This is a genomic window from Oceanobacillus sp. FSL K6-0251 (genome assembly GCF_038004725.1).
GTDB classification, from domain to species: Bacteria; Bacillota; Bacilli; order Bacillales; family Amphibacillaceae; genus Oceanobacillus; species Oceanobacillus oncorhynchi.
Map to the genome: position 1 here is coordinate 4,461,061 of NZ_JBBORS010000001.1, position 26,834 is coordinate 4,487,894.

Genomic DNA, 26,834 nt, shown 5'->3' on the forward strand with positions numbered 1-26,834 from the left:
TTTACCCCTCCTGTGCGGCGGTCTGGGTGATTGTTTTATTAAATCCCCGAACCGTAACCACGTAATATAAAATATAAATCAATGTATAGGCAGCCATCCAAATAATAACCGGCTCCCATAAGTTCATATCTAATAAATTAGAAAACGCCATTAAAGCAACAGCTCCATGCATCAGACCTAATACCAGCGGTGCTAAGAAAATAAGACCGACTTGATAACGGACGGTTTTTTTCATTTCTTTTTTAGACACGCCGATCTTATATAGAACGGTATATTTACCCTTATCTTCTTCCGCTTCCGTCATCATTTTAAAGAAGATAATGCTGCCTGTAGCCACTAAAAATACCAGCCCCAAAAAGCTGCCGACAAATAACATCGCCCCCGATGATTCGATGGAATCCTGATAACTTTGGACAGCACTGGAGAAATGCTCTGTTTTTGCTTCCAGCTCTTTGGAAAGCTCTAAATGGTCCTTATAATCAGCGGTTTGCACGGCCTGATAAGTGCCTTCCTCGCCGTCCAGCTCTTGAAATGACGCATCATCCATTACTAAAGTTATTCCGGGCAGGGTTTGAATATTAAACAGCGGTTGTTCAAAAAACTGATCCACCGCTTTCACGTCATTGCCTACTTCTATCGTTTCTGCTTGCTCTTCCAATCGTTCATCATAAAAGGGATCAGCCATGATGACTTCATCTTTTGCTAAATCAACATTTTCTACATCCCAGCCGAGCGCTTCTGTCAGCTTCATAAACGTTTCTTCGTCAATGACATAATAGGACTGATCATATACTTCCCCTTCTACGGTAATGTCCTTCGCCTCAAAGCTGACCGCATCTTCTACTATGCCCGAATCGATGTCCTGTTCGCCTCCCTCCCACATAAAGGAGAAAGGTGTAAATTGCTCTACGTTTTTTTCGGTATTATAATACGTCCCGAATATTGCTCCGCCTGCCGTAATCGTTGTCGCACTCAACGTCGCAATAATCGTTAATGTTTTCGCATTCCCTCGAATCCGGTAAAGAAGCTGGGAGGAGGTCATCAGATTAAGCCCTTTCCAAGCCCAGTTCTTACTCTTTTTCAATAGATTTAAAACATAAACGAGCACACTGTTAAATAAAAGATAAGACCCTAAAATCGTGAAACCGATGATTATCAGCGGCATCGCTAAGCCGAAAATCCGCCAGGCGGAAGAGGTCATTAAATCCTGAAGCGCCAGCCAATAGGCTCCAGCTAGAGCGAGTACACCAATCAGCGCAGAAAGGATGCGTGCTTTTGGCTGTGCTTCCCCTTTTTTCTCCGCATGGAATAAATCAATGAGCTTAAATTTATAAATCACCCGATAACCGAGCAGAGAAGTAACTAAAAAGATCAGGAAGAAGACCACTACTGTCTCAATCACTGCCTGCATGGAGAACGCAAAACCGACAGATAATGATAAGCCCATTAATTTTAATAATAGAGCTAGTAAGGCTTGCGACAATAAGAAGCCTAACCCCACCCCGATAACTAATGCAATCAGTCCAATCACGATATTTTCAAAGAATAGTAAAAAACCAATCGATCGTTTACGTACGCCTAATAAGGAATAAAGCGCAACTTCTTTTTTCCTTTTTTTCATAAAAAAGGAATTGGAATACAGAATAAATATAGCCACAAAAATCATCAGTACAAATGCGGAAGCGCTCATCACCGCCTGCATTTGTTTCGAAGTCTCTGCCAATCCGCTGATATCGTCACTATGCTTCAGCATGGCAAAGGTAAAATAAATAATAATCGAGAAAATCGTGGAACCAATATATAATCCATAGCTCTTCATGTTTCTGCGAATATTTTTTAATGCTAAATCAAATAAGGTCATTCCCGTCACCGCCTGCTCCTGCCAATTCATCTAAAATCATCTGGAAGAATTCCTTTCGTGTATGCGTGCCGCGAATAAGCTCCTGCGACAGACCTCCATCTCTTATAAACAGAATACGTCTGCAAAAGCTTGCTGCATAAGCATCATGTGTTACCATCATCACCGTTGTTTCATGCGCTTCATTCAAATTGCTTAAGCTCTCCAGCAAATCGGTAGCTGACTTGGAATCAAGCGCTCCTGTCGGTTCATCCGCAAAAATAAGCTTCGGGTTCGAGACGAGTGCACGACAGGAAGCAGTACGCTGCTTTTGCCCCCCAGAAATTTGGTACGGATATTTATCCAATAAATCCTCGATGCCAAACGAACGGGAAATAGCATTTACCTTCTCTTCAATTTCCTTCGCCGGCTGTTTCGCAATCGCTAACGGCAGCAGAATATTTTCCTTTACCGTTAAGGAATCTAATAAATTATAATCCTGAAAAATAAAACCTAAATGATCGCGGCGAAAATCTGCCAGTTTATCCTCTTTCATCTTGGCAATATTGTCTGCCTCTACGTAAATATCCCCTTTTGTCGGGGCATCGATCGTGGCCAGTACATTAAGAAGCGTTGATTTTCCTGCTCCAGACGGTCCCATCACCCCGACAAATTCACCATGATCGATGGTAAAGGAAATGTCTTTCAGCGCTTGAAATGTATTAGCGCCTTTTCCATATATTTTTTCAACTCCATTTACTTTTAATAAATGCTCCATTATTTTTACACCTCTTTTATATTTCCTGTGAACGTTCTATATTTTTACTATAGACCTCCATCCTTAAACAGCCATCAATCTAACCTTACAAAATGTTTAAATCTCACTCATAGTTGACGAATTCCTGTTAAGATAGTAATAATTCAACTTTTTAGTAAATGATAAAAGAAAAGCTCACTTTATATATAAATAAGAAAGGCGGGAACACAGCATGGAAAAGCCAAAAATTTTAATCGTGGATGACGAACAGGACTTATGTCAATTAATGAAAACAGCTCTGCAAAAAGAGGGGATGACCGAAATTGCAACAGCCGGCTCTATCCGGGAAGGATGGCAGCAATTTGTTAAATTTGAGCCCGATTTGGCGATATTGGATGTGATGCTTCCGGACGGCGAAGGCTATGATTTATGCCGGAAAATCCGTGAAATATCACGTATTCCAATTCTATTTTTGTCCGCGAAATCAGATGAAATCGATAAAATACTCGGACTTGCTATTGGCGGAGATGATTATATTACGAAGCCTTTCAGTCCTAAAGAAATGGCTTACCGTGTGAAAGCGCAGCTGCGCCGGGCAGGTATCTATTCCATGGAAGCTTCCAGATCGCACGCCCCAGCGCAAGCAGATAAAAATATTGGCGAATTTACGATTAATGGGGATGAAACAGAAATAAGCAAGGATGGCAGGGTGTTAGAGCTGACGGCGAAGGAAGTCGGCTTAATGGCGTGCTTTCTGCGCAACCCGAAGCATATTTTAAGTAAGGAAACCTTATTCGAAACCGTATGGGGCGAAGACTTTTACGGAGCAGATAATACATTGATGGTGCATATCCGCAGACTGCGGGAGAAAATTGAAGAAAATCCTTCAGAACCCGCCTACATTGTTACGGTAAAAGGACTCGGCTATCGTTTTAACCCATAAACTGCTTCTATGTTTACATGATGAAGAGATTTTTATTTGATAAAGGAGAAAGTGCACCATGAAATGGAAACTCACCATTCGCTACCTTATTTCCATTCTCAGTATTGTTTTTATCGTCAGCATTGTGAATACCGTTATTCTGCTTGCGTTGATATTGTCTCAGCACAATGAGGATCCAGAAGATATCATTCATGATACAGGAGAAAACTTTACCCGTTCCTTCTTTTACTATTTGTCTATGGAAGACGGCGAACCTGTTGTATCCGAAGAAGGAAAGGATGCACTGACCCGATTTGGAGCCTGGCTGCAAATATTAGACGAAAATGGAAATGTGTTATCCGATGAATTCGCACCAGATAATGCGGCTACACACTATACACCGATTGATTTAGTTCATAAATATAAATATATGGATGATGATTTGAATACCTACTTTATCGGAGAATATGAGGGCTTCAGTTATATTATTGGTGTTCCGGATTCCAAGCAGCAACGGACCATTATTATGGCTGACCCGCAACAGTTTCTGACATACGCTTCCCAATTCCTAGGTGCGATTATTATAGTCGATTTAATTATCGCCTTTATTGTCGGATTTCTATTCAGTACCGTGCTGACCAAACCAGTCTCGCGCATCATAGAACGAATCAGCGAGCTGAAGGAAAGAAAGTTTGAACCGAAGAAAATGAAGCGTCCAGGGGTATTTAAACGCGTTTTCTCCAACTTAAACGATGTATCTGAAACCTTGCAGGCTCATGAAAACGAACGGCAAAAACTGGAACAGATGCGTAATGAATGGATCAGCAACGTTTCACATGATATTAAAACACCGCTCGCATCCATCCGAGGTTATGCGGAGCTGCTAAGCAATGAGGATATCTCTGCAGAAGAACGCTTAGAATATGCCGAAGTCATTGAACGGCAATCACTCTATATGAAAGAGCTGCTGGATGATTTTAATTTAACGATGCGGCTAAGAAACCAGGAAATGACATTGAATCTTCAGGAAATCCGGGTAGAAGGCTTTGTCCGAAAAATGATTATTGATTTACTAAATGACCCGCAATTCCAAACACGTGACATTGACTTTAGCAGCTACGCACCCGAGTTAATTTGGAATATCGATCAGCATTTAATGAAAAGAGCTATACTTAACTTTATTTTCAATGCCTTGATTCATAATGATGAGAACGTCAAAGTAACCGTAGAAGTACAAGAAGACGGTATTATCATCCGCGATGATGGGAAAGGGATCAAGAAAGAAGAACAGGCACAAATTTTTGATCGTTATTACCGCGGCACGAATACGACTTCACGCGGAACCGGTCTGGGTCTGGCTATTTCAAGAGATATCATTCAGGCGCACGGCGGCATGGTGGAAATGAAGAGTGAAGTTGGGAAAGGGACGATGTTTAAGATTCGGATGCAATAGCTTTATCATAGAGCAGTTCAATGGAGTTATTGTTAACTATCAAAGCGATAAATCAACTTATGGGTTACTTTTTTTGAAACACATAAATAATGCCTGCAGAAAAATTTCTGCAGGCATTTTTATTACACTCTTTAGTGGCTTACACCGCTGCGCTTATATCCCGTATTTGCTTTCACTTTCACTTCTGCATAACGCTTCATATCCGTCTCCTTCGATAGAATCGTACCTAGATAACCACCCAGGAAGCCGAGCGGAACCGAAACAAGTGCCGGATTCGTCAGCGGGAAGATAGGCTCTCCTACAAATAAGGCCGCCCCTTCTACCGGTGAAAATACGCTGGGACTAATGGACACAAGGATTAATGCAGAGAATAACCCCGTCAGCATGGCCGTCACTGCTCCTGCCGTATTGAATCGTTTCCAATAGATGGTGTACAAAATAACCGGTAGATTGGCACTGGCCGCAATACAAAAGGCAAGCGAGACAAGAAAAGCCACATTTAAATATTGAGCAAATAGAGCTAAAACAATGGACAGAACAGATACAGCCAAGGATGCGTAACGGGCGGCTCTCACCTGCTCTCTTTCTGTTGCCTTTCCCTTTTTAATAATCTGTCCGTATAAATCATGTGCAAATGCGGAAGCTCCTGAAAGAACAAGTCCAGCTACTACCGCTAAAATCGTTGCGAATGCAACTGCTGAGATAAAGGCAAACAGGATGTCCCCTCCAATCACTTGAGCAAGCAATGGGGCAGCCATATTTCCTCCCGGATTTGCAGCTAATATGTTTTCATATCCAACGAATGCTGCTGCTCCGAAGCCTAAGAATAATGTCAACACATAGAAGATGCCGATAACCCATGTTGCGATAACAACAGAGCTTCTAGCCGTCGGCGCATCCCGCACAGTAAAAAACCGCATTAAAATATGAGGCAGCCCCGCAGTTCCAAGTACTAACGCCAGCATAAGCGATATCGTACTGAGCGGTTCTGTATATTGCAATCCCGGCATTAAGTATGCTTCTCCATGCGCTGTTACAGACTTCACATCCGTAAACATTTGCCCGATATTAAAATTAAATTTTAACAGGACAAGAAACGTCATAACGACCATCCCGGCCATCAGCAGAACTGCTTTGACAATTTGTACCCAGCTTGTAGCAATCATCCCGCCGAATAAAACGTAAATCGTCATCATCACACCAACAATCAGTACTGCCGCCCAATATGGAATACCAAATAATAGCTGAATCAAAGCTCCAGCTCCTACAAGCTGGGCTATCATATAAAAGGTGCTGATTGTTATCGTATTCAGCGCCGCTGCTCCCCGAACCTTACTGGCGTCAAAACGGGAATTAATCATATCAGCCAGTGTAAACTTGCCGAGGTTACGCAGCGGTTCGGCTACAAGGAAGAGAACCACTAAATATGCAATCAAAAACCCGATGCTGTAGAAAAATCCATCAAATCCATATAAAGCAATAGCACCTGCAATCCCTAAAAAAGAGGCTGCAGATAAATAATCACCGGCAATCGCCAGTCCATTCTGCATTCCTGTAAGTCCTCCGCCGGCAGTATAAAAATCTCCTGCTGTCTGCGTCTTTCTTGCAGCAAAGAACGTGATCACAAGTGTTAATATAACAATTGCCAAGAAGAGGATAACAACCGTCGCACTCATCGTCCTTCCCCTCCTTCTTCCATTTCTTTTATAATTTCATCTGCCTGTTTATCAAAAACAGCTGCTTTTTTTACATAAACCGTACATAATACCCATGTCATGATAAATTGGGCTAATGCAAACAGCCACACCCAAGAAATATCGCCAATCGCCGGCGTATTTAAAAATGTGGTATACGAAGTCAAAACCGGAAGTAAGAAATAAAATACCAGGAAAAAGATTGTTAATGGCACAATAAATTTTTTTCGATCGTGCATCAGCTTTTTAAAAGACTTGCTTTCTGTTACTTGCACGTAGTCAATCTCTTTTGCAGGGTTCTGCTTATATTCTTTTTCTGCACCCATCTGCATCCTCCTCGAAAATCGGAAAAAAAGGTTTTCTGACCGCTCCCCCTCTGTTAAAGAAAACTTAGTTGCACTTATGCAGGAAGTATACACTTTCTTAACTGCCAAAAAACCTTTTATCACCTTTAAGTCGTTAACCAGCTTCTTTCTATCTGAATCAATTACCGCTTCTCTGCCTTTTTCTTCATATCCCTTCAGCAGCTGCAATTGTCTCCTTGGACTGGCATTCCTCCTTCAATCCTTTTTAATCCCTTTTTGTAAACGCTTTCTAAATTATAAAGGAAGATGCTTATGTGCGTATGTATATTTGCTTCAACGGTTTAAATAAATGATTGAATGGTTGGAATCTTGTGATGAATGGTTCATTTCAAAAAAACCTTAGCTACACTTATACAGCCAGGAAAGTCTTTCCTTTCCTAGCTGCCAAATAACTCAAACAGATGCTTTCTTGCAGTCCGGCTGACGGGAATCGTTGTCTGCTTTTTATCACGTAATGTGATATTGCTAGCGCCATTAAACCATGGTGTAATTTCCTGAATATGATTTAAATTAACCAGATAACTGCGGTGCGTTCTAAAAAAAGCATGACCTTGCAGTTTCTTTTCCAGCTCCTGCAATGACATTCTGCTGTAAATTACCTTGTCCTCTGTATGAATTTCCAACACCCGATTATGCGGCATAGCATAATAAATCGCATCCGGAGACAGAACAATCGTCCGGTCATCATTGTCGATCAAAAGCTTTGCTGAGGAAGTCATCCCTTGGTTGGACGGTCCCTCCTCTTTGCTTTTCAATTGCTGCATGCGTTTGCGGAGCCGGTTCATCGCCATTTGAAACCTTTCTGTATCATATGGCTTCAGCATATAATCTACTGCCTCTATTTCAAATGCTTCCACAGCATAATCCTCGTATGCCGTAGTAAAAATAAATAACGGCGCTCTGATGTAGGCAAGCTCCATTATTTTCTTGGCTGCAGCTACACCGCGCATGCCTGGCATATGCACATCCAGAAAAATAACATCCGGTTCATACTCCTTATACAATTCAACCAGCTGTTTTCCTGTCTCGGCACTCGGCAGAAGCTTGACGTCTTTTTCCTTTTCCAATAAATAAATCAATTCTTCCCGTGCCAATTGCTCATCTTCCGCAATCATCGTATGAATTTTCATCATAAATCATCTTCCTTTCTAGTGTTCACGGCTGGAATGGTAAAATGGACCTCACTCCCACCACCAGGTAAATTCCGCACATGCAGCCTCGATTCTTCCCCAAGCAGATTGATTAAACGCTGATTCACATTATACAAACCCGTTCCGCCATGCGGCTTCCCTGTCAGCACTTTCTCTCCTGCCTGCAGTAAAATTGAATCTGGAAACCCTTGACCATTATCCTGGACACTTATTTTTATCCATTTGCCGACCTGCTCCATCTTCACATCCACTCTTCCCCCCTCGGAAACATGTTCTAATCCATGTCTGACACTATTTTCAACAAGCGGCTGAATCGATGACGGCGGAATCAGCAGATGTGACATTTCCTCCGGCTGTATAAAATGGATTTGCATCCTCCCTGTAAAACGGGTCTGGATAATCTCGATATACGCTTTTACATGCTCTGTTTCCTTTTCCAATGGGACAAGCTGTGTTGATACAAGCTTTAAGTTAAAGCGCATAAAATGTGCCAATTGCACTGTAATATGCCGTGCTTTTTCAGGTTCCTTGCGAAATAAGGCAGCTATCATATGCAGGGTATTAAATAGAAAATGCGGATTGATTTGTGCTTGCAAATTGCTTAATTCTGCATCACGTGTATGCAGTTCAAGACGTTCTGCTTTGATTGTTTTTAATTGATTAGCAATCAATTGACCGAGACCCTCCGCCAGCATTAGCTCGACCGGACGGATATGCTGGGGTTTGCGAAAATATAATTTGATCAGCCCAATCGTTTGCTGTGCTTCCCAGATTGGAATAATAATCACAGCCTCTAATGGGCATTTTTTATGCGTACATTGAATTTCTGCTTGGGAATAAGCGACCAATATCTCTTTGGATTCTAAGGCTTGATGTGAAATTTGAGTGATTAACGGATTTCCAATTCGATGATGATCGCCTCCGAGCCCTTTATGCGCCATTACTTCTTTATCATTTGTTACGGTAACAGCAGCTAATTTCAAACGCGCATAAAATAAATCAGCAATCCCTTCTGCCTTCTTCTGAAAGGATTCTTCTTTTAAAAAAGGCAACGCCTCCTCCGCAATCGTTAATGCCTGCCTCGTTGCAAAGGCAGCTTCATTTTCCTGCTCTCTGAGGACAATTGCAATCATTGCTGTAAAAATAGCAATGGCTATACTGTTGGATAAAACCACCGGTAAACCAATCGTGTTGATCAGCTCTACCATGGTTCGATCCTGTGAATCAAAAATAAGCAATAAATGCATCAATAAAATTGGAGGAAATATTCCAATGAACAAAGCTTTTATCGGTGATATAACACGCTCCTGCGAGAAAAACCGTGCGGTAAATCCAGCAAGCAGACCGGTCAGCGGATTTACAAGACTATTAGCCATAAAACCAATCCCGCCCAGGAAAAACAAATGCGTACCAGCAATAATTCCTGCTCCCAGACCAACCGCCGGGCCCCCTAGCAGCCCCGCCATGACAATGGCAACTAAGCTGGAGCTTACCACCATCTGGTCTGCTTCCACTTCCCAGACAAAAGCATGCGTTACCGTAAAGTCACTGCCGATAACGACACCTGTTAATGTTCCGGCAATTCCAAAAATACCAAACACACACGCATGAATTCCTGCCATTTTAAAACTGAATTCGCGGTAAAGCAGCGACCGGAAGCCCGGAATGCGTGTAAGAACAAAGGCAATGACCAACAAAAGACCTAAACGTTCGAATAAAACCATTGTCAAATCCATCATGAACGATTTCTCCTTCCTTCTATCCCGGTTTGGGCCTGCAGGTAGAAGGATGCAAATGGAACGGTATTTTCCTTATTCCGTGATAAAACAGCTCCCAAATACGCCCCTAAAAATCCGGCAGGAATCGCAATAATCCCTGGATTATAAAGAGGGACAACAGCCTCAGCAGCTATCCATCCGCCATCCGGATTCATCACATGCGGACCTAAGAATAAGAGTATCAGAGACACAGTCAGCCCTGAGAGCATCCCCGAGATTGCTCCTGTTTGATTGAAGCGCCGCCAGTAAATCGTGAATAAAAGGACGGGCAGATTGCTGGAAGCTGCCACGATAAATGTTAACGAAACCAAAAACGTTACATTCATATTCCGCAATCCAAGTGCAAGCAGTGTAGACAGCAGACCGATAAAAAATGCGGTCCAGCGCGCAGCACGTAGACGTTTCTTTTCCGAAGTGTTTCCTCTTTTTAAGATATGGAAATAAATATCATGAGAGAACGCAGTCGTCGCAGAGATAACCAAACCAGCTACCACAGCAACAATTGTAGTAAACGCAATGGCTGCGATAAACGCCATTAAAAAATCTCCGCCTAAGCTCTCCGCTAATAATGGCGCAGCTAAATTTCCAAATGGATCGAGTAGCACCAATTCTTCAAACCCTACCAAAGCAACAGCGCCAAGACCTAAAACGAGTGCAATTAAATAAAATGCACCAATAATCCAGCTTGCCGTTAAAAGAGATTTCCGCACTTCTACGGTATTTCTGACAGTAAATAAGCGGATTAAAATATGCGGAAGCCCGGCAGTGCCCAGTATTAACGCAAGATGTAAGGAAAGCGTTTCCAATGGATTGTTAAATAAATGCCCCGGCAATGAAAATTGATCTCCTAAGGGCGATCCAAGTGTAACCTGCTCTAAAAGATTCCGGATACTCCAGTTAAATCGCGAAAATACAATCAGTGCCAACAAAAATGTACCGGACAAAAGCAGCACTGTTTTAACAATTTGTACCCAGGAAGTAGCGAACATTCCACCGAAAACAACATAAATCGTCATTAATATTCCGATGATCAGAACGGAAGCGGAATAATTAATATCTAACAATAATCGAATCAACAGCCCGGCGGCCACTAATTGCGGAATCATATAAAAGATGGAGATAATTAAAGCTCCGACAGCCATAATCCCCCGCATTTTATAGCTTGGAAAACGTGCGCAAATAACATCTCCTAATGAATACTTTCCCAAACGATGTACCGGCTCCGCAATAAAAAATAAAACAATTAAATAGGAAACTAAAAAACCAATCGCATACAAAAAGCCATCAAAGCCGTTAATCGCAATCGTTCCGACAATACCCAAAAAGGAAGCAGCACTGATATAATCTCCTGCAATCGCCATCCCGTTTTGCGTCCCTGTTAAACTGCCGGCAGCAATATAGAACTGATTGGTCGTTTTGCTTTGCCTCGCCGCCCAATAGGTAATAATCAGGGTGCAAATAACAATGCAGAGAAAGAAGAGCAGATAGGTAATGTTCATAGATTCACCTTCCATTTTCAAGGTAGCTATTTCACAGAATGACTCTATTGCTAACCTGATTGGTAACGTTTCAAAATATGTAAAAATTGTTTAAATTTCATCTTTTCATTTACTATAAATTGTATATTATGCGAGAAGAGAAGTAAAGGTGTGCTTATCGGCTGATAACGTGTATTTTATTCAAATAAAAACCCAATAATATCCGCTTATTTCAAGCTTTATTATCGGGCTTTCACTCTATATTTTTTGTTCAAATAACTATACTTCCTTCATCTTGACTCCAGCCGAATGGTCATAAGGAAATTGACTGCCATCCTTTCCTTCAAACTTTTCCCGATTCTTCCAATATCCGAATGTGCCCACCGTATCACGATACGCCATCCGTTTGATAATCTGACTTCCAGTTAAATCCCCGCCGTCTGTACGCTCCAGCTTTACCCCGGCTGCCCTGTGGCCCAGCGTCTGCCCGCCGCATTTTAACTGTGCGTATTCCAATGACCACATAATCAGCGTCGGGTTGACTAAATTAAAGAATACCGGGCTCTTGATTTTCTTTTCCAATAGACTCTCTGTTGCCAAAGTAACTGTTGTGGATACGGTTAAATCAATTAGATAAGCTTTCAACCTTTTTTTCGTGATAGCCTGCATCTTAACCACCTCTTTTCTTTTTATCCTATTAAAAGACTTGGAAGGTGTCTATTTTTAACTCCATTGCTGGCCTTCAAGAAAAAATATATGTTATTTTTGATAGCGTAAAGCTCCTTCTTATGCCTTTCCTTTCACGCAAAATACTATAATCTATCATTAATTAGTGCTACAATAGAAGTTGAGAGTTACTTCAGACTATTTTTTAATAGCCGATTATTGGCTCAACTAAAAAAGGAGTGAAAGTGATGCAGCAAAATCAATTAGAAAGAATGAAAAATGACAAAGGATTTATAGCAGCACTGGATCAAAGTGGAGGAAGTACACCAAAGGCTTTGGCTGCCTATGGAATCCCGGAAAACGCCTATCAGGGCGAAGATGAAATGTTTGACCTGGTTCACGAAATGCGGACAAGAATTATTACATCACCTTCCTTTAATGCCGATCAAATTATTGGCGCGATTCTTTTTGAACAAACGATGGACCGTAAAATCGAAGGAAAGTACACCGGCGATTATCTCGCTGAGGAAAAAGGAATTGTCCCATTCTTAAAAGTCGACAAAGGCCTTGCAGAAGAAGCAGACGGCGTTCAGCTGATGAAGCCAATCGATAATTTACAAGAAACATTAAAGCGTGCCAACGATCGTCATATTTTTGGTACAAAAATGCGCTCTGTGATTAAAGAGGATAACCGGGAAGGTATTAAAAAAGTGGTCGACCAGCAATTTGAAATTGGAAAACAAATCATTGCTGCCGGACTGGTACCGATTATTGAACCGGAAGTAGACATTCACAGTCCTTCTAAAGAAGACAGCGAAGAAATTTTAAAAGCAGAGATTTTAGAGCATTTAAACCAGCTTGATTCGGATCAGTTGGTTATGCTTAAGTTATCCATTCCAACACAGAATAATTTATATAGAGAATTAATTGATCACCCGAATGTTGTCCGGGTTGTTGCATTATCTGGCGGTTATTCTACAGATGATGCAAATGCGAAGCTAAAAGACAATAAAGGACTTATTGCCAGCTTCTCCAGAGCATTAAGTCAGGATCTAAACGCAAATCAATCTCAAGAAGAATTTGATGCAGCATTGAAAAAAGCGGTTGATTCTATCTATGAAGCTTCTATTTCTTAAGAATTAAAAAAAGGTTATGAGCAGACATTTTAGTTAACTGCTCATAGCCTTTTTTATTAACTCGTCCAAATAAACATATGCACGATGGTAAGAATAATCCCGCCGGCAAGATAGGATAGGAGGACCCATGGAATAATCCAGCGGAACCAAGTAGTCCATGGAATTTTAGCAATTGCCAAGGAAGCCATCAATACTCCCGATGTAGGCGTAATCGAGTTGGATATCCCATCCCCCAATTGGAAGGCCATTACCGCAGTCTGTCTGCTTACCCCGGTAAGGTCGGATAATGGTGTCATAATCGGCATGGTTAAAGCAGCCTGTCCGCTCCCTGATGGCACTAAGAAGTTTAGAATACTCTGGAATACATACATCCCTATCGCAGAAAAAGCCGTAGGAAGCTGGCTTACCAGATTGGATGCCGCAAATAGAATCGTATCAATCGTATTACTTTCCTCTAAAACAACTAAAATCCCGTAAGCAAAACCGACAACTAACGCTCCGACAATCAGCTCTTTACAGCCGTTGATAAAGGATTCGGCGATTTGATTCACACGCAGCTTGCCGACAAAACCGGCAATCACTCCCATAATTAAGAACAGCGAAGCAATCTCCAGAATAAACCAGTCAAAATAAATTACTCCGATAGCCAAAATAATAATCGTTGCTACTAATAATCCAATAATAACAGCTTGTCTGCCTGTCAGTTTTTTATATTGTCCATCTAAAGAATCATCCAAATTTCTTTGTTTATCAATCTTGTACATTAAGCTTTTCTCTGGATTTTTCTTTACTTTTTTCGCATAAATCATAACAAAAGCTATACTAAATGCAACAAAAATAATCCACATAGCAAAGCGTATCCCCATGCCAGAGAATGTCGGCAGCTCGGCAATCCCTTGTGCTACCCCGACTGTAAATGGATTCATAAAGGATGCTGTAAAACCTGCGCCAGAGCCGATAATAACCATAGCCGCTCCAGTTAAAGAATCAAAGCCTAATTTCATTGCTAACGGAACTAAAATCATAATAAATGGAATCGTTTCTTCTGACATCCCAAACGTCCCGCCGCCCAAAGCAAATAGCGTCATGATAACAGGAATCAGATATATTTCTTTATCCGCCATCTTCATTGATAGATTGGCGAGCCCTGTTTCGATTGCTTTCGTTGCATTTAAAATACCAAAAGCACCGCCCACAATAAAAATAAAGAAAATAATGTCTGCGCTTTGCGTCATTCCTTTATGTACCGTTTGAAAGACTTCAAAGAATCCAGTCGGGCTTCCTTCTGCTTCATGATATGTGTCATTAATAACAACCGTTCTTTCAGTCCCATTGACGACAGTTGTTTCCCGTTCGTATTCTCCAGCTGGAATAAAGTATGTCATTACCGCTGTAATAATAATCAGCCCAAACATGAGAGCAAAAACATGCGGAAATTCCCATTTTTTCTTCTGCTTCTGAGAGTTCTCCTCCGCCGTATTTACATTTCCGCTCATAGTAACCTCTCCTTTTGCCTGTTTTTAAAATAAAAAACAGGCAGTTTACTACTTTGTTAAAGAAATAAACTACCTGTTACAATGAGACCTTACCTCATTCTACCCTTACCGATTTTCAAATTCTTGTTTAATCGCATGTAGTAAATCTTTGTTGACTATAATATCATACCCAGTATGTGCCAAAGCCAGTACTGCATCATGAATTGCTGCTTCCCCATCTGGCGTGATTGTTTTTTCTGCAAACTCCTTCGTATGAAAAACAAGACCCGGCTCATTTAAACCGGCAAACGGATGGATCGATGGAACAACCTGACTGACATTCCCCATATCTGCTGACCCTGTCGCCGGAACAGCCGGATATACAGGATTCACACTATACGACTTCATATGCTTCGTAAATGTGTCTGACAGCGCTTGGTTTGTAATCATATTATCGTAGCTTAGCTCATAGTTGGAAATCTCTACCGAAGCGCCTGTCATCAAGCAAGCTCCTTCCGCAATATTTCTTACCTTCTCTCCAAGCTCATCCACCAGCTTCCGTTCATTGGCACGGATATAAAATTGTGCTGTAGCTTCTGCAGGTACGATGCCTGCTGCTTCTCCGCCTTTCGTGATAATGCCATGGATTCGCACATCATCCGGCACATGCTCCCGAAGCGCGTTTATCCCATTAAATAATTGAATCACAGCATCAAGAGCATTGATTCCCTGCTCCGGGGATGCCGCTGCATGGGCTGCTTTTCCTGTAAAATCAAACTGAAGGGCATCCATGGCCAGCATCGGACCGCTTTCAGAGGATACATCGGCGCCATGCACCATCATCGCGACATCAATATCTTCAAACGTCCCCTGCTCGCTCATCGGCACTTTTGCACCGCTTGTTTCCTCTGCAGGCGTGCCTAAGACAACGACCTTCCCGCCAATTTCTTCTATATGCTGACGTAGTATGACACCAGCTCCTACAGCAAACGCAGCAATTAAATTATGCCCGCAGCCATGTCCGATGCCAGGCAGCGCATCATACTCTGCCAAGTAAGCAACGGTCGGCCCCGGCTTACTGCTTGTATACTCTGCGCGAAAAGCAGTCGGGCGATCAACAATGCCTGTCTCTACTTCAAAATCATACGTCTTTAAATAATTAACCAGTAACTTCATCGATTCAAATTCTTGATCTCCCAGCTCTGGATTCTCATATAATTGATTGCTGATTTGATTCAGCTCTTCTTGGATAGCTTCATAGTTTTTCTCTAATGACATTTGCTGATAAACCTCCTCATACTGAAAAAATAATTATATCACAAATGTATTTTCATGCAAAAATATGCGTTGTTATGCATTATAACATAGTTCAAAAAGGAATGGTCGAAAAACAGAGAAATAGGCTGTTTATTTTTTATTATTTTTAAAGAGAAGCCGTGCTCTGATTATGTTTATTCAAGAAACAGTCCATAGAGGAACCTTTCCAAAATATGCAATAAAAGCCTGTATTTTTTGATTTTAATTATGTATAATAAGTTTTATTCTGACTCATTTTTAAAGGAGCTATTCATCCATGCCTATTTTGCCTTTTCTTACATTTGTTTTTGTCAGCAGCTTTACCCCTGGTCCAAATAATTTTATGGCCATCTCTTTCGCAAACCGCTACGGATTTAGAAATACCATATCCTTTTGTATAGGGGTAGGAGCAGGCTTCTTTCTTATCGCTTTACTTTGCAGCTTTTTCAATCGGGCACTTATTGAAGTCCTGCCAGTTATTGAAACACCGTTAAAATTTGCAGGTGTATTCTATATGCTCTATTTAGCTTATAAAACATTTACCAGTTCAGGAAGCAAGCAGGAATCTTCAGCCAAAGCAGATAAAAATCTGTTTATCATTGGTACACTGATTCAATTTATAAATCCCAAAGCGATTCTCTATGGCATTGCCGTTGTGTCTACATTTCTGCTGCCCTATTACCAATCCTATTTCAGCTATATCCTATTCTGTCTTTTCTTAGGGATTGTCGGTATTTGCAGCTCAATTACCTGGAGCCTGTTTGGTTCTGTTCTTCACAATTTCTTAGACCGTTATCAGAAGGTCTTTAACATAGTTATGGGCTTATTGCTTGTATATAGTGCTTTTGCTATTTTGATAGGGTGACTATTTTCTTCAAAAAGATTAATTAAAACTTAAGAAGGAACCTTGTGCCCTCCTTATTAATTCTGTTTATTTTTTATAATATCTTTTTCAAATTTCTCCTCTGCAACATGGAAGGAAATTTTAAAAATTAAAAAAGCTAAGTAACATTTAGATTTAACGTTACTTAGCTTTTCATCTATTTACTATTAAAAGATGGAACTCATTTCTTTCCCTTTTTTCCTGTCTTCGTCCGATAAAGGTTTTTTCAAGAAACCTAAAATAAAACAGGTAATAATTGAACCTAACAGAATACATCCAATATATAATAGAGGTTTATTACTGGCTATCGGGATTACAAAAATCCCTCCATGCGGTGCTCTTAAAGAGATATCCAATGCCATACAAAGCCCCCCACCTATAGCAGCTCCAATGATATTTGCTGGTATAACTCTTAGAGGGTCTGCTGCAGCAAACGGTATTGCTCCTTCAGTTATAAAACTGGCTCCAAGTACATAACTAGCTTTTCCAGCCTCTATCTCTTGACCAGTAAATCTATTCTTAAATATTGAAGTTGCCAGGGCAATTCCAATTGGAGGAACCATTCCACCAACCATTAATGCAGCTGAAGGCTCAAAAATATTTGCTGCAAACATTGCTAAACCAAATGCTGATGCTGTTTTATTGATAGGCCCTCCCATGTCGGAAGCCATCATTCCTGCTAATAAAGCTCCTAAAATTGCAGCATTAACTCCAGTCAATCCTCTTAACCAACCCTCTAAAAATTCATTTAATGCTGACATCGGTGTATTTAAAACGAAAAACATAAAAGCTCCGACAATTAATGTACTTAATAAAGGCACAACTAATATAGATATTAACCCTTGAAATGACTTTGGTATTTTCCTCATAGACTTAGCAATTAATTTTGCAGCGAAACCTCCTACAAAACCGGCAATCATTCCTCCAAGGAATCCTGCCTCCCCTATATTTGCCATCATTCCACCAATCATTGCAGGTGCTAATCCCAGCTTACCAGCAATACTATAGCCTATAAATCCCGCTAAAATTGGAACCATTAATGCAAAGGCTGCTTCTCCTCCAACTTGGCTAAAGAAATGTGCAATAACATTATACTGTTCACTATCCGGATCTGCGGCATAAATTCCAAACATAAAGGATATAGCTATAAATATTCCGCCAACAACAACGAATGGAATCATGTAGGAAACGCCGCTCATAATATGCTTATAAAATTGTAATCCACCCTTATCACCAGAATCTTCTGCCTTTTCTTGTACAACTTCTGCATCATTTTCACGCATTTCTTTTATATTATATGACAGCGCTTGATCAATTAACTCATCTGCATGGTTAATAGCTTTTTTTACAGTCGCATCTACATACTTCTTTTCTTTAAATATAGAAGTATCCACATTCACATCATGCGCCAATACAATAGCATCTGCATCTTGAACATCCTTCAAAGTTAATCTATTTTCAGGTCCATTGGCACCATTCGTCTGTATTTTCGCTTTCATTCCTCTTTTTCGGGCTGCTTCTTTTAACGCTTCTGCTGCCATATACGTATGTGCAATGCCCGTCATACATCCCGTAATCCCGATTAAATATTTATCGCTATCATTTTTATCTATATTTTCGCTCTTTTTTTGTTGTTCATATTCTGTTATAACTTGAATGATTTCCTCTGTAGATATTGCAACCAGCAACTTCGCCCGAAAGGTTTCATCCATCAAGAAAGTGGATAGCCTTGATAACAATTCAAGATGATCATCAGAAGCATTTTCAGGTGCAGCAATCATAAATATAAGATTCGTATGCTGACCTCCGTAATCTATCCCTTCTAGTGTTCTACCAAATATAATAGCAGGCTTTGAAATTGTTTTGCTTTTAGCATGAGGAATTGCGACACTGTATCCAACAGCTGTAGATATTTCTCCTTCTCTTTTATAGATTGCCTGTTTAAATTCTTCTGGATTACTAGTAAGGTTATTGTCAGCCAATCTTCCTACCAATTCATCAATTACTTCATTTTGATTTTTCCCATTTATATTTAAAATGATATTATCTTTCGTGAGAATATCAATAAATTTCATTACTCTCCCTCGCTCTACTATTTATTTATAATAAAGGTTCGCATGATTTGTAGAATTAAATAAATCCATTTTTTTCTTTACAACTTCTTTTGCTGCACTACGAGCGCCCGGCATAATCACATCTGGTTCATAAGCACCTTGATTACTAGTTAAGAAGTTGCGCATTTCTTGGAAAAAAGCATTTTTCATATCTGTAGAAAGATTGATTTTTGAAACACCATGTAAATACGTCTGAGAGATTTCTTCATCTTTATTGTCACTTCCCCCATGAAGAACCAAAGGAATTGCTACTTGCTGATAAATTTCTTTTAGCAATTCTAATTTTAATTCTGGTTTTCCAGCATGTTTATATTGCCCATGAGAAGTTCCAATAGCCACAGCTAACGTGTCAACTCCTGTTTCCTCGACAAATGTTTTTGCATCCTGAGGATCGGTATACAAGATTTCATCTGCTCCACCCTCTGAACTATTATCATTGGATCCAATTGTTCCTAATTCAGCCTCCACGGATACATCCACAGCATGTGCCAACTGCACCACTTCTTTTGTAATCGCTATATTATCCTCAAAAGAAGCATGAGAAGCGTCTATCATCACAGAGGTAAAGCCATTTCTAATAGCTCGCATCACATCTTGAACGGAAGCGCCGTGATCTAAATGAATAGCTATCGGTATAGAGGTGCGCTGACAAACCTCCCTAACATAAGCAATAAATTCATCTCCTAGCAATTCTATTTCGTTAGGATGAATTTGTATGATAGCAGGTGCCTTTTTTTCCTCAGCTGCTTCTATCACTACTCTTACAAACTCACTATTAGCTACATTATAAGATCCTACTGCAAATTGATTTTCATAAGCTGTTTTTAATAAATTTTTCATATTTAATAACATTTTCATCACTCCAAGTTTTTTAAATTTGATTCCAACAATTTACGAATTCCTCTTTTGTCTTCATTTGAACAAGCTTCTTAACATCAGTTATGTTTTTCGTTTTCTGAAAGAACTCCGTAAATATATATTCATTTCTTTCTACATCATTAGAAGGTAAATAAATAATAATTAACTGAACAAATTCGTTTCCCCATTCAATTGCTTTCTGATTTATACCAATGATTACCTCCTCTTTATATTCCTGTATCTCAAAATAAGGATGCGGAATAGCTACTAAATTACCCATAGATGTATAAGACATTTTTTCTCTTTTCATAACAGCTTCAATAAAATCTTCTCGCTGATTGCTTTTAAGCAGTTTTTGAATCACTTGATCTAGATTATTTTCGTCTATCCAATATATATTGGCACGTTCTATAATAGAATTTTGAGATTCAAGAAAAAATCGAATCTTTTTTATCTCTCCATTTTGAAGCCCGTTTTGAACCATAATAACTTCCTTTTCAGTTTTTGGAGTAAATGCTAAATCGATGCCGATATACAAACAGTTCTCATTAAAAGCATAGTCTTGAGTACATTTCTCTATTTTATAGATTTCCAATTCGTTAAAATAAGTTGCTATTTTTGATGAAAGAAGTTTTGTACGCTCGTAATTTCTGTTGTATAAAATAATTGTCTTTATTCTTTTCTTATCTTGAGATTCGAAAATATTTTGAATATGATAAGCTAAATAGGCTATTTCACTATCATGAATTTCAACATTGAATTCTTTTTCAATCTCCAATGCAATATTCGAAGCGATGCTAAATGAGAAAAAATACTCTGATTTTGTTTCCTTCACAAACGGATTATAGATAAGCAGGTTATGTGATACCGGATAAATAATTCGGTAAATATGATTTAAAATATTAGTTTTAAACTTCTTTTGAGAATAGGTTGGTACTTGGTAAACCTGCTCTATATTGAATAATATCTTTTCAATCTTTTTTACAGTATGCAGGTCTTTGTTCTCTATCCTAGGCTCTTCCAAGTCTAAGTGTAGCGACATTAAATAATTTGTTAAATAAATGCATTCATTTTCTGAAGCGATGGCATATTTGAGAATACCGTTACAAAAAGCTCTTGCCACTTCAAATTCTTTGAATTCTTTAAACTCTGTTTCCTCACTTAATTCAATAGCAGCATGGTTGCCGCGTTCTATTCGTGAAATCATAATAATCAATTGAACGGAGATCTTTTTATACATCAAAAACTCTAAGTTTAAATCAAATTTTATATTAATTTCTTCTACTAAGTTTAAAACACGTTCTATAACATCTTCATGAATCCAATCACAGAAGTTCTGTGTTAAAAAGTCTTTGTAGACCTCCTTCTTTACAGAAATAGAAGTGAAAAGTTTTTCCAATAAAACACGTTTTTGTATTTCTGTGCCGACCAACACAATACCTTTAAATACTTTTGTATCTATTGCAACATCAATTCCCAGCTTATCCATATCTATTGTTAATTTCTGAATTCTGCTTCGAATTGTTTGGGGTGAATAGAAGAATTTATCCGCAATTTCATCATAAGTAGTATAATCATCTCTATTCATTAGAAATTGGATAATTTCAAAATCCAGCAACGTCTCTTCCAAATCAGTTTCATTAACTGTCAACATGTTTATATCATCCGTTTGAAGCTTATAGCCTTCCGGGGAAGAAACAATAGAAATTTGATTAAATTTTTCATTTATCTCCTTGATATAATTTCGAATCGTTCGATCTGTTACTCCAATAGCTTCAGCGATTTTCACAGCTGGTATATACTCTTGTTCCTGAGTTGATAGAAAGTTAATTAATTGATTGTGCTTCTTACTCACCTTAATCCCAACCTTCCTATACATCTAATTTATAATATAATTTTAGTAGTCGCTATATTAGGTAAATTTCCTATAAGGGAGGAAATTTATACTGTAGGCGTTTTCATTAAAATGGATTTTGTTTGTTTTTCTCAAAATAATTTTTGCAGAAATAAGAGGATTTATCACAGGAAGAATGAAAACTTTTACAGACGGATCTTTGGTTGCTATCTAATAATTAAAAATCCTGATCCAAACCATTACCAGCCTTGCATCATCTTCTCTCTTTAGTACAATGATAGTAAGAACATACATCAGAGCGAGGAGAATGATTATGAAAAGAGCTATCCGGCTTATTTTGGGCTTCTCACTGGGAGTACTGATCTATTTTTTAATTTTTAATTAACCGCCCTTGTACATCGTTTTTACTGTAATGAAAAAGCCACGTCTCTCTCCTGAAAGACGTGGCTTTTTCATTACTTATCTACTTAATCGTCCCTAAAACATTTAACAAATTCTTCTTAAATCGTTCACGATCCACTGCTTCACAAACACGGACATTGGGCGCTTTCTCCAGACGGTTATTGATATCCACCAGACTGTAACCTCTGGTAAGCTCGCCCTTTGTTTCGACATCTACATAATAATCATGCGCTTCCGTCATAATACGCTCGTCTGCCGCAACCGCCACTAACAATGTATCCGGATGCGTTGTCCCATTCAGCCGGTGTACAGATTTATTAAACTGCATCACCACTTGATTAATATCTATAAAAAATTGGGAACCAGCTGTTTCCAGACCGGCAATTTCCGCATGGTCCTCGTCATCCATGATGGAATAATCGATACACATATCCCAGCCAACCATTGTAATCGGAATGCCTGAATGCAGGACAAGTCTTGCCGCTTCCGGATCCACATAGAAATTATACTCCGCTGCCGGTGTGATATTCCCTAATGTATTATTCGTACCACCCATGATATAAATATGCGGAATATCCTTGATAATCGAAGGGTCCTTCTTGATGGCCATTGCAATATTCGTTAGCGGCGCAATCGCTAATAAACTCACTTCTCGCGGATATTCTTTTACTTTCTCAATGATAAAATCAACAGCATGTCCTTCCTCCGGACGCTGTGCTGCCTTTGGAAAATGCGCACCGCCCATGCCATCATCGCCATGAACGTCTTCTACAGTCCGGTGCTTTTCCTGCCCTGTTGCAAGCAGCGGCCGTTCCAGACCTTTATAGACAGGGACCTTTTCTTCCGGGTTAGCAACCTGAATCGTATAGAGCGCATTCTCCACCTCTTGATTAAACTCCACATTTCCGCCGGTTATCGTTACACCCTCCACTTTAAAATGATGCATTGCGGTCAACAGGGCAATCGTGTCATCCCCGGCTGTATCGGTATCAATAATGATTTTTCTCATCTTATTTCTCCTGCCTTGCTAATGCTGTAATATAATCAAAGAACGCATCCCTATCCACTTCATAAACAAACTGAACAGGGCGTCCAGCTTCTGAGATTTCTGTTTTTCCCTGACTGGCCCCATCCGGGTGAACAATACTCTTCACTTCTTTTTTCTTCACCATATCCGGTTTTCCAATCGTTGCGGTCGTCAAAACATCCCATAGGAAATATGTTGAATTCGTTTGAAAATGCACGAGCGGCGGTACCATGGCATAGCACTGTCCAAGGAAATCAATTCCGATATCCCGGCGTTCAGCAGCCCAATTATCTCTGACTTCTGGCGTCAGCGGAACCATATTCGTGCTTTCCAAAGCAATTAAGTCAATCTCAATCGAACTGTCCCATACCATTTTCACAGCCTCCGGATCCCAAAAGGCATTCCATTCGGCAGTTCCATCATGCTCCGGTTCTTCCACATTCCCATTTTCTAAGAATGTTCCGCCCATCCAAACAAGCTTCTCAATTTTTTCTTCGATATCTGGAGCGATTTCCAAAGCTCTTGCTAAATCGGTCAATGGGCCGACAAACACAAGCGTTACTTTTTCATCACTCTTACGAAGCACATTCACCAAATGCTCGTGTGCCGCTTCTTCTGCAAGCTTTGCTTCTATCTTTCCAGACTCATTTAATAGTGGCAGGGCATCTACAAAGAATGCATGCATACGCCAGTCTTTTGGAAAGTCATTTTTGCCGCGGGAAGTGGATGCAGCCACTTCTACATCCTGTCCTTTTCCAAAACGGTCAATAATTTTACGGCTCGCATATACAGCAGGCTCTAAATAGCAGTCAGCCGGAATCACGCCGACACCAGCCAGCTCCACATCTTCCATTTGTAGTAATAAAAACAGGGAAATTAAATCATCTACTCCGCCGTCATGGTTTAAGTAAACTTTCTTTTGCATAGCTAAACTCCTCTTTGACTAAAGTTTCAAGAGCAACCAACGTACCCAGGCTCTTTACCACCTAGCATACCATGACTCAACAAAAGATTATATTTTTTTGAAGAACCGATTCGTACATTTTCTCCTTGCTGGTTAATCCTTTTGTTGGGTGGTAGAATACCTTGCTTTCCGGACATTTTTCACCCAGGCACGGTCCTCGTCCATCATTTTCTTTGCTGCAAAGACTGTCAGAATCTGAATAATAATAATCGGTATTCCCATCAGCCCCGAAAGTACTTCCAGCGGAGATAAGCCGCCTACACTCATCAGCGTCAAAGCAAGAACCGTAATCAGTACTGCCACTAAGATTCGTAATGATTTATACGGTGTAGACTTTGACATATCCTGATTAGACATATAGGTTGCTACGGTATAGGTTGTTGAATCTAATGTAGTAATCAGGAATATCGTCGCGATAACCGTAAAAAGAATCAGAACAATCGCTGAAATCGGCAGCGAACTTAAGACAGCCGGAATCGATGCCTCAATTCCTTGATTCTGCACAATATCCAGCACTGGCAAGGTATCTGTCACTTGTCTGTGAACACTTAATCCGCCGAGAACTCCTGTTGCAAGCCAAGATAACAGCATAGGCGCCATCAGATATGTCAAAATCATTTCTTTTATCGTTCTGCCTTTCGACACAATCGCTGCAAATACACCGTGAAGCATAGCCCAGGTTGCATTATAAGCAAACCAGAAAACAGTATGACTCTCAATATGTGTCCCGCTTTCTAAATCCAGCGAATTCGTATATAGTGAAAAATTCATATAATTAGAGATTAAATAGCGTAAGGAATCTGAAAAGAAATTCATGATAAAGATTCCCGGTCCAATGACAATAATCAGGACAGCAAAAGCTCCTGCCAGATACATATTCCATGTGCTTAATCGTTTGATGCCTTTATCAATCCCGACATAAGCACTGATGGAGAAGCCCAAGACCCATACCAATGTAACAATAAGAGTAAAAGGAAAGGTGACGTCGATATTCAATAGTTCTGCCAGGTTATACGTAACAATCGGTGTACCAAGACCTAAGGTCACTGCACCTCCGGCCAAAATACTGACTAAGAAAAGAACGTCAAGGACAATACCGCCAATTCCGTCTGTAAATTTGTCACCGAATATCACGCGGCACGCTTCTGAAATACGCATTCTCGGTTTCTTCCGGACATACAGCAGATACCCCATTGCCGGGGCTACCATCACAAAGACGGCAAAGGTCTGGAAGGTCCATAAAAACATACTGTAGGAATTCCCGGCAAGAATCGCTTCCATCGATCCCGCATCCAGACCAAACGGCGGATCATTCGCAACCTCGCTCCATTGCGTCAAACCTGTCCGCATAACGGTTGAACCAAGACCCATGGCAATTAAAATAGATGCATATTCAAATAAGCTGTATCTCGGTTTCTGTGCCGGATCACCTAAAACTACTTTTCCATACTTAGAAAATGAAAATAACAATGCAGCTATCACAATGAGAAAGGCGTACCATAAATACCCCCACTTAAAGGTATCCACTAATGTATTAAAAATATTATCCAATAATTCCATGGACTCGCTCGTGTACATTGCAAATAGGGCACTGATAATCGCTATAATTACGATAGAAGGGATAACAATTTTCTTCTCAACGAAGCTTTTTTTCTTCTGCCGTTTCGGCACGTCCATTTTAATTTCTCCTCTCTGTTACTTTTTGATTAGAAATATATTTATTAAGATGGCGTTTGCGTTCACGTCTATGTAATTCCACAGAAGAAAAATTCCAAAACCTACGTATGGCAAAAAAATCACTTTACCATATTTTGGTTAATATATTGATTCATTTTATCCCCTTATCTCACTTGCCAGCAATAAACTGTATACTGCATCTAAACAGGGTGTATCCAAGCCGTACGTTTGACTTTTTTCATATAAATACCCTTGTATATAAGCTGTCTCCATTGTTTTTCCGGCTATAATATCATAATACATACTTGTCCCCATATACGGCGGGTATCCGGCATAGATGCGCATGATTTCCTCTGTAATTCCCTCTTGAAAATGGATCCCCTCTGCCACAGCAATAGCTACGCCTTCCTGGATCAATCGTTTACATAAGAGCTGTATTTTTTCCTCTTCTAAAATAAGCGCTGTATTTCTGCTTAGTGCAGTAACAGAGTTGATTGCGAGATTCACGAGGAGCTTATACCAGACCTCATAACGATAATCCGGGCTTAATCGGATGTCGAGGTCACTTGCGGCAATCACCTCTTTTAATTTTTTCGTCACTGGATTTTCCGGTAAAATCAAGATTCTGTCACGAAAATGCGTAACAACCTGCTCTTTCTTCTGTCCGCTAATATAGACAACCGCCTGGTATGCATTGGGGATGTGAAATTTATCTAACTGTCCATAACCATTTTGACAAAGAATACAGACTGTATTTTCATGCGTCAGCTTATCTAAATAAGGCATAAACCCCTCCAGCTGTGTTCCTTTCACAGTGATAAATAAATAGTCAAACACTGTCTCCGCTTCAGAAATAGCTTCGACAGGAAAAGTAGCCGTTTCCGATGCGGACGCTCTTTCTATATAAACTTCCCCTGCTTTCCTGCCCAAAAAAGTCACCTGATAGCCGCTGGTATGTAATGATTCCCCGATAACAGAACCAACGGCACCTGGACCAATAACTCCAAATGTATCCATTTTTAATCCTCCACCTTTTCCTCAAGCTA

At 40.0% G+C, this 26,834-nt stretch carries 21 protein-coding genes; 4 read left to right on the forward strand and 17 right to left on the reverse strand.

All coding sequences use genetic code 11. From position 1 onward, the window contains the following. Nucleotide 1: 1 nt before the first annotated feature. Nucleotides 2-1,891, reverse strand: a complete 1,890-nt coding sequence (locus MKY45_RS21725) for an ABC transporter permease (RefSeq protein WP_341173391.1) — start codon at nt 1,889-1,891, stop codon at nt 2-4. Continuing rightward, a complete protein-coding gene (locus tag MKY45_RS21730; protein WP_341173392.1) occupies nt 1,848-2,615 on the reverse strand; it encodes an ABC transporter ATP-binding protein in 768 nt (255 codons plus the stop codon). The genes MKY45_RS21725 and MKY45_RS21730 overlap by 44 nt, the downstream gene beginning before the upstream one ends. Nucleotides 2,616-2,826: 211 nt before the next feature. On the opposite strand from MKY45_RS21730, the gene MKY45_RS21735 reads away from it, so the two are divergent. Both MKY45_RS21735 and MKY45_RS21740 read left to right on the forward strand, forming a co-directional pair. After that, complete coding sequence (locus tag MKY45_RS21735; protein ID WP_341173393.1) at nt 2,827-3,537, forward strand: response regulator transcription factor; 711 nt, start codon at nt 2,827-2,829, stop codon at nt 3,535-3,537. A gap of 58 nt (nt 3,538-3,595) precedes the next feature. Next, nucleotides 3,596-4,969: a sensor histidine kinase gene (locus MKY45_RS21740; RefSeq protein ID WP_193064469.1), complete on the forward strand. Its 1,374-nt coding sequence runs from the start codon at nt 3,596-3,598 to the stop codon at nt 4,967-4,969. 131 nt (nt 4,970-5,100) lie between these two features. On the opposite strand, the gene MKY45_RS21745 is transcribed toward MKY45_RS21740, so the two are convergent. The 6 genes from MKY45_RS21745 to MKY45_RS21770 all read right to left on the reverse strand — a co-directional run bounded on the left by MKY45_RS21745 (nt 5,101) and on the right by MKY45_RS21770 (nt 12,104). Further along, nucleotides 5,101-6,645: a solute symporter family protein gene (locus MKY45_RS21745; RefSeq protein WP_193064468.1), complete on the reverse strand. Its 1,545-nt coding sequence runs from the start codon at nt 6,643-6,645 to the stop codon at nt 5,101-5,103. Next, nucleotides 6,642-6,989, reverse strand: coding sequence for a DUF485 domain-containing protein (locus tag MKY45_RS21750; RefSeq protein WP_042535655.1), 348 nt, complete (start codon nt 6,987-6,989; stop codon nt 6,642-6,644). Before MKY45_RS21750 ends, MKY45_RS21745 begins: the two co-directional genes overlap by 4 nt. Before the next feature lie 416 nt (nt 6,990-7,405). Next, on the reverse strand, nt 7,406-8,161 hold the full coding sequence (locus MKY45_RS21755) for a LytR/AlgR family response regulator transcription factor (RefSeq protein ID WP_332094075.1): 756 nt from the start codon (nt 8,159-8,161) through the stop codon (nt 7,406-7,408). Next, a complete protein-coding gene (locus tag MKY45_RS21760) occupies nt 8,158-9,918 on the reverse strand; it encodes a LytS/YhcK type 5TM receptor domain-containing protein (RefSeq protein WP_193064467.1) in 1,761 nt (586 codons plus the stop codon). The genes MKY45_RS21755 and MKY45_RS21760 overlap by 4 nt, the downstream gene beginning before the upstream one ends. Beyond that, nucleotides 9,915-11,456 carry a solute symporter family protein gene (locus MKY45_RS21765; protein ID WP_289584490.1) on the reverse strand — a complete coding sequence of 514 codons (1,542 nt, stop codon included), beginning with the start codon at nt 11,454-11,456 and terminating at the stop codon, nt 9,915-9,917. The genes MKY45_RS21760 and MKY45_RS21765 overlap by 4 nt, the downstream gene beginning before the upstream one ends. A gap of 258 nt (nt 11,457-11,714) precedes the next feature. Further along, the gene (locus MKY45_RS21770; RefSeq protein WP_042529060.1) at nt 11,715-12,104 is read right to left on the reverse strand and encodes an RDD family protein; all 390 of its coding nucleotides are present in this window, start codon (nt 12,102-12,104) and stop codon (nt 11,715-11,717) included. Between the two features lie 245 nt (nt 12,105-12,349). On the opposite strand from MKY45_RS21770, the gene MKY45_RS21775 reads away from it, so the two are divergent. Further along, complete coding sequence (locus MKY45_RS21775) at nt 12,350-13,237, forward strand: fructose bisphosphate aldolase (protein WP_332094073.1); 888 nt, start codon at nt 12,350-12,352, stop codon at nt 13,235-13,237. 56 nt (nt 13,238-13,293) lie between these two features. Here MKY45_RS21775 and MKY45_RS21780 read toward each other — a convergent pair whose 3' ends face one another. After that, nucleotides 13,294-14,733, reverse strand: coding sequence for a YfcC family protein (locus tag MKY45_RS21780; RefSeq protein ID WP_042529056.1), 1,440 nt, complete (start codon nt 14,731-14,733; stop codon nt 13,294-13,296). A 105-nt stretch (nt 14,734-14,838) separates the two neighbouring features. Further along, entirely contained in the window at nt 14,839-15,990 is a 1,152-nt protein-coding gene (locus MKY45_RS21785) for a M20 family metallopeptidase (RefSeq protein ID WP_212929254.1), read from the reverse strand. 295 nt (nt 15,991-16,285) lie between these two features. On the opposite strand from MKY45_RS21785, the gene MKY45_RS21790 reads away from it, so the two are divergent. Further along, nucleotides 16,286-16,873: a LysE family translocator gene (locus MKY45_RS21790; RefSeq protein ID WP_042529051.1), complete on the forward strand. Its 588-nt coding sequence runs from the start codon at nt 16,286-16,288 to the stop codon at nt 16,871-16,873. Between the two features lie 185 nt (nt 16,874-17,058). Here the strand turns inward: MKY45_RS21790 and MKY45_RS21795 are convergent, their stop codons facing one another. The 7 genes from MKY45_RS21795 to MKY45_RS21825 form a co-directional block, all read right to left on the reverse strand. Beyond that, the gene (locus tag MKY45_RS21795) at nt 17,059-18,966 is read right to left on the reverse strand and encodes a PTS fructose transporter subunit IIABC (RefSeq protein ID WP_289584491.1); all 1,908 of its coding nucleotides are present in this window, start codon (nt 18,964-18,966) and stop codon (nt 17,059-17,061) included. A 21-nt stretch (nt 18,967-18,987) separates the two neighbouring features. Further along, nucleotides 18,988-19,857, reverse strand: a complete 870-nt coding sequence (locus MKY45_RS21800; protein WP_341173394.1) for a ketose-bisphosphate aldolase — start codon at nt 19,855-19,857, stop codon at nt 18,988-18,990. A 19-nt stretch (nt 19,858-19,876) separates the two neighbouring features. Then, a complete protein-coding gene (locus MKY45_RS21805; RefSeq protein ID WP_256705298.1) occupies nt 19,877-21,718 on the reverse strand; it encodes a BglG family transcription antiterminator in 1,842 nt (613 codons plus the stop codon). 463 nt (nt 21,719-22,181) lie between these two features. Next, nucleotides 22,182-23,129 (reverse strand): nucleoside hydrolase, encoded by a 948-nt coding sequence (locus MKY45_RS21810; protein WP_332094070.1) that lies wholly within the window; start codon nt 23,127-23,129, stop codon nt 22,182-22,184. A gap of 1 nt (nt 23,130) precedes the next feature. Next, nucleotides 23,131-24,072 (reverse strand): nucleoside hydrolase, encoded by a 942-nt coding sequence (locus tag MKY45_RS21815; RefSeq protein WP_332094069.1) that lies wholly within the window; start codon nt 24,070-24,072, stop codon nt 23,131-23,133. A gap of 132 nt (nt 24,073-24,204) precedes the next feature. Beyond that, a complete protein-coding gene (locus tag MKY45_RS21820) occupies nt 24,205-25,788 on the reverse strand; it encodes a BCCT family transporter (RefSeq protein ID WP_332094068.1) in 1,584 nt (527 codons plus the stop codon). Nucleotides 25,789-25,944: 156 nt separating this feature from the next. Next, nucleotides 25,945-26,805 (reverse strand): oxidoreductase, encoded by an 861-nt coding sequence (locus tag MKY45_RS21825; protein WP_341173395.1) that lies wholly within the window; start codon nt 26,803-26,805, stop codon nt 25,945-25,947. Nucleotides 26,806-26,834 lie beyond the last annotated feature (29 nt).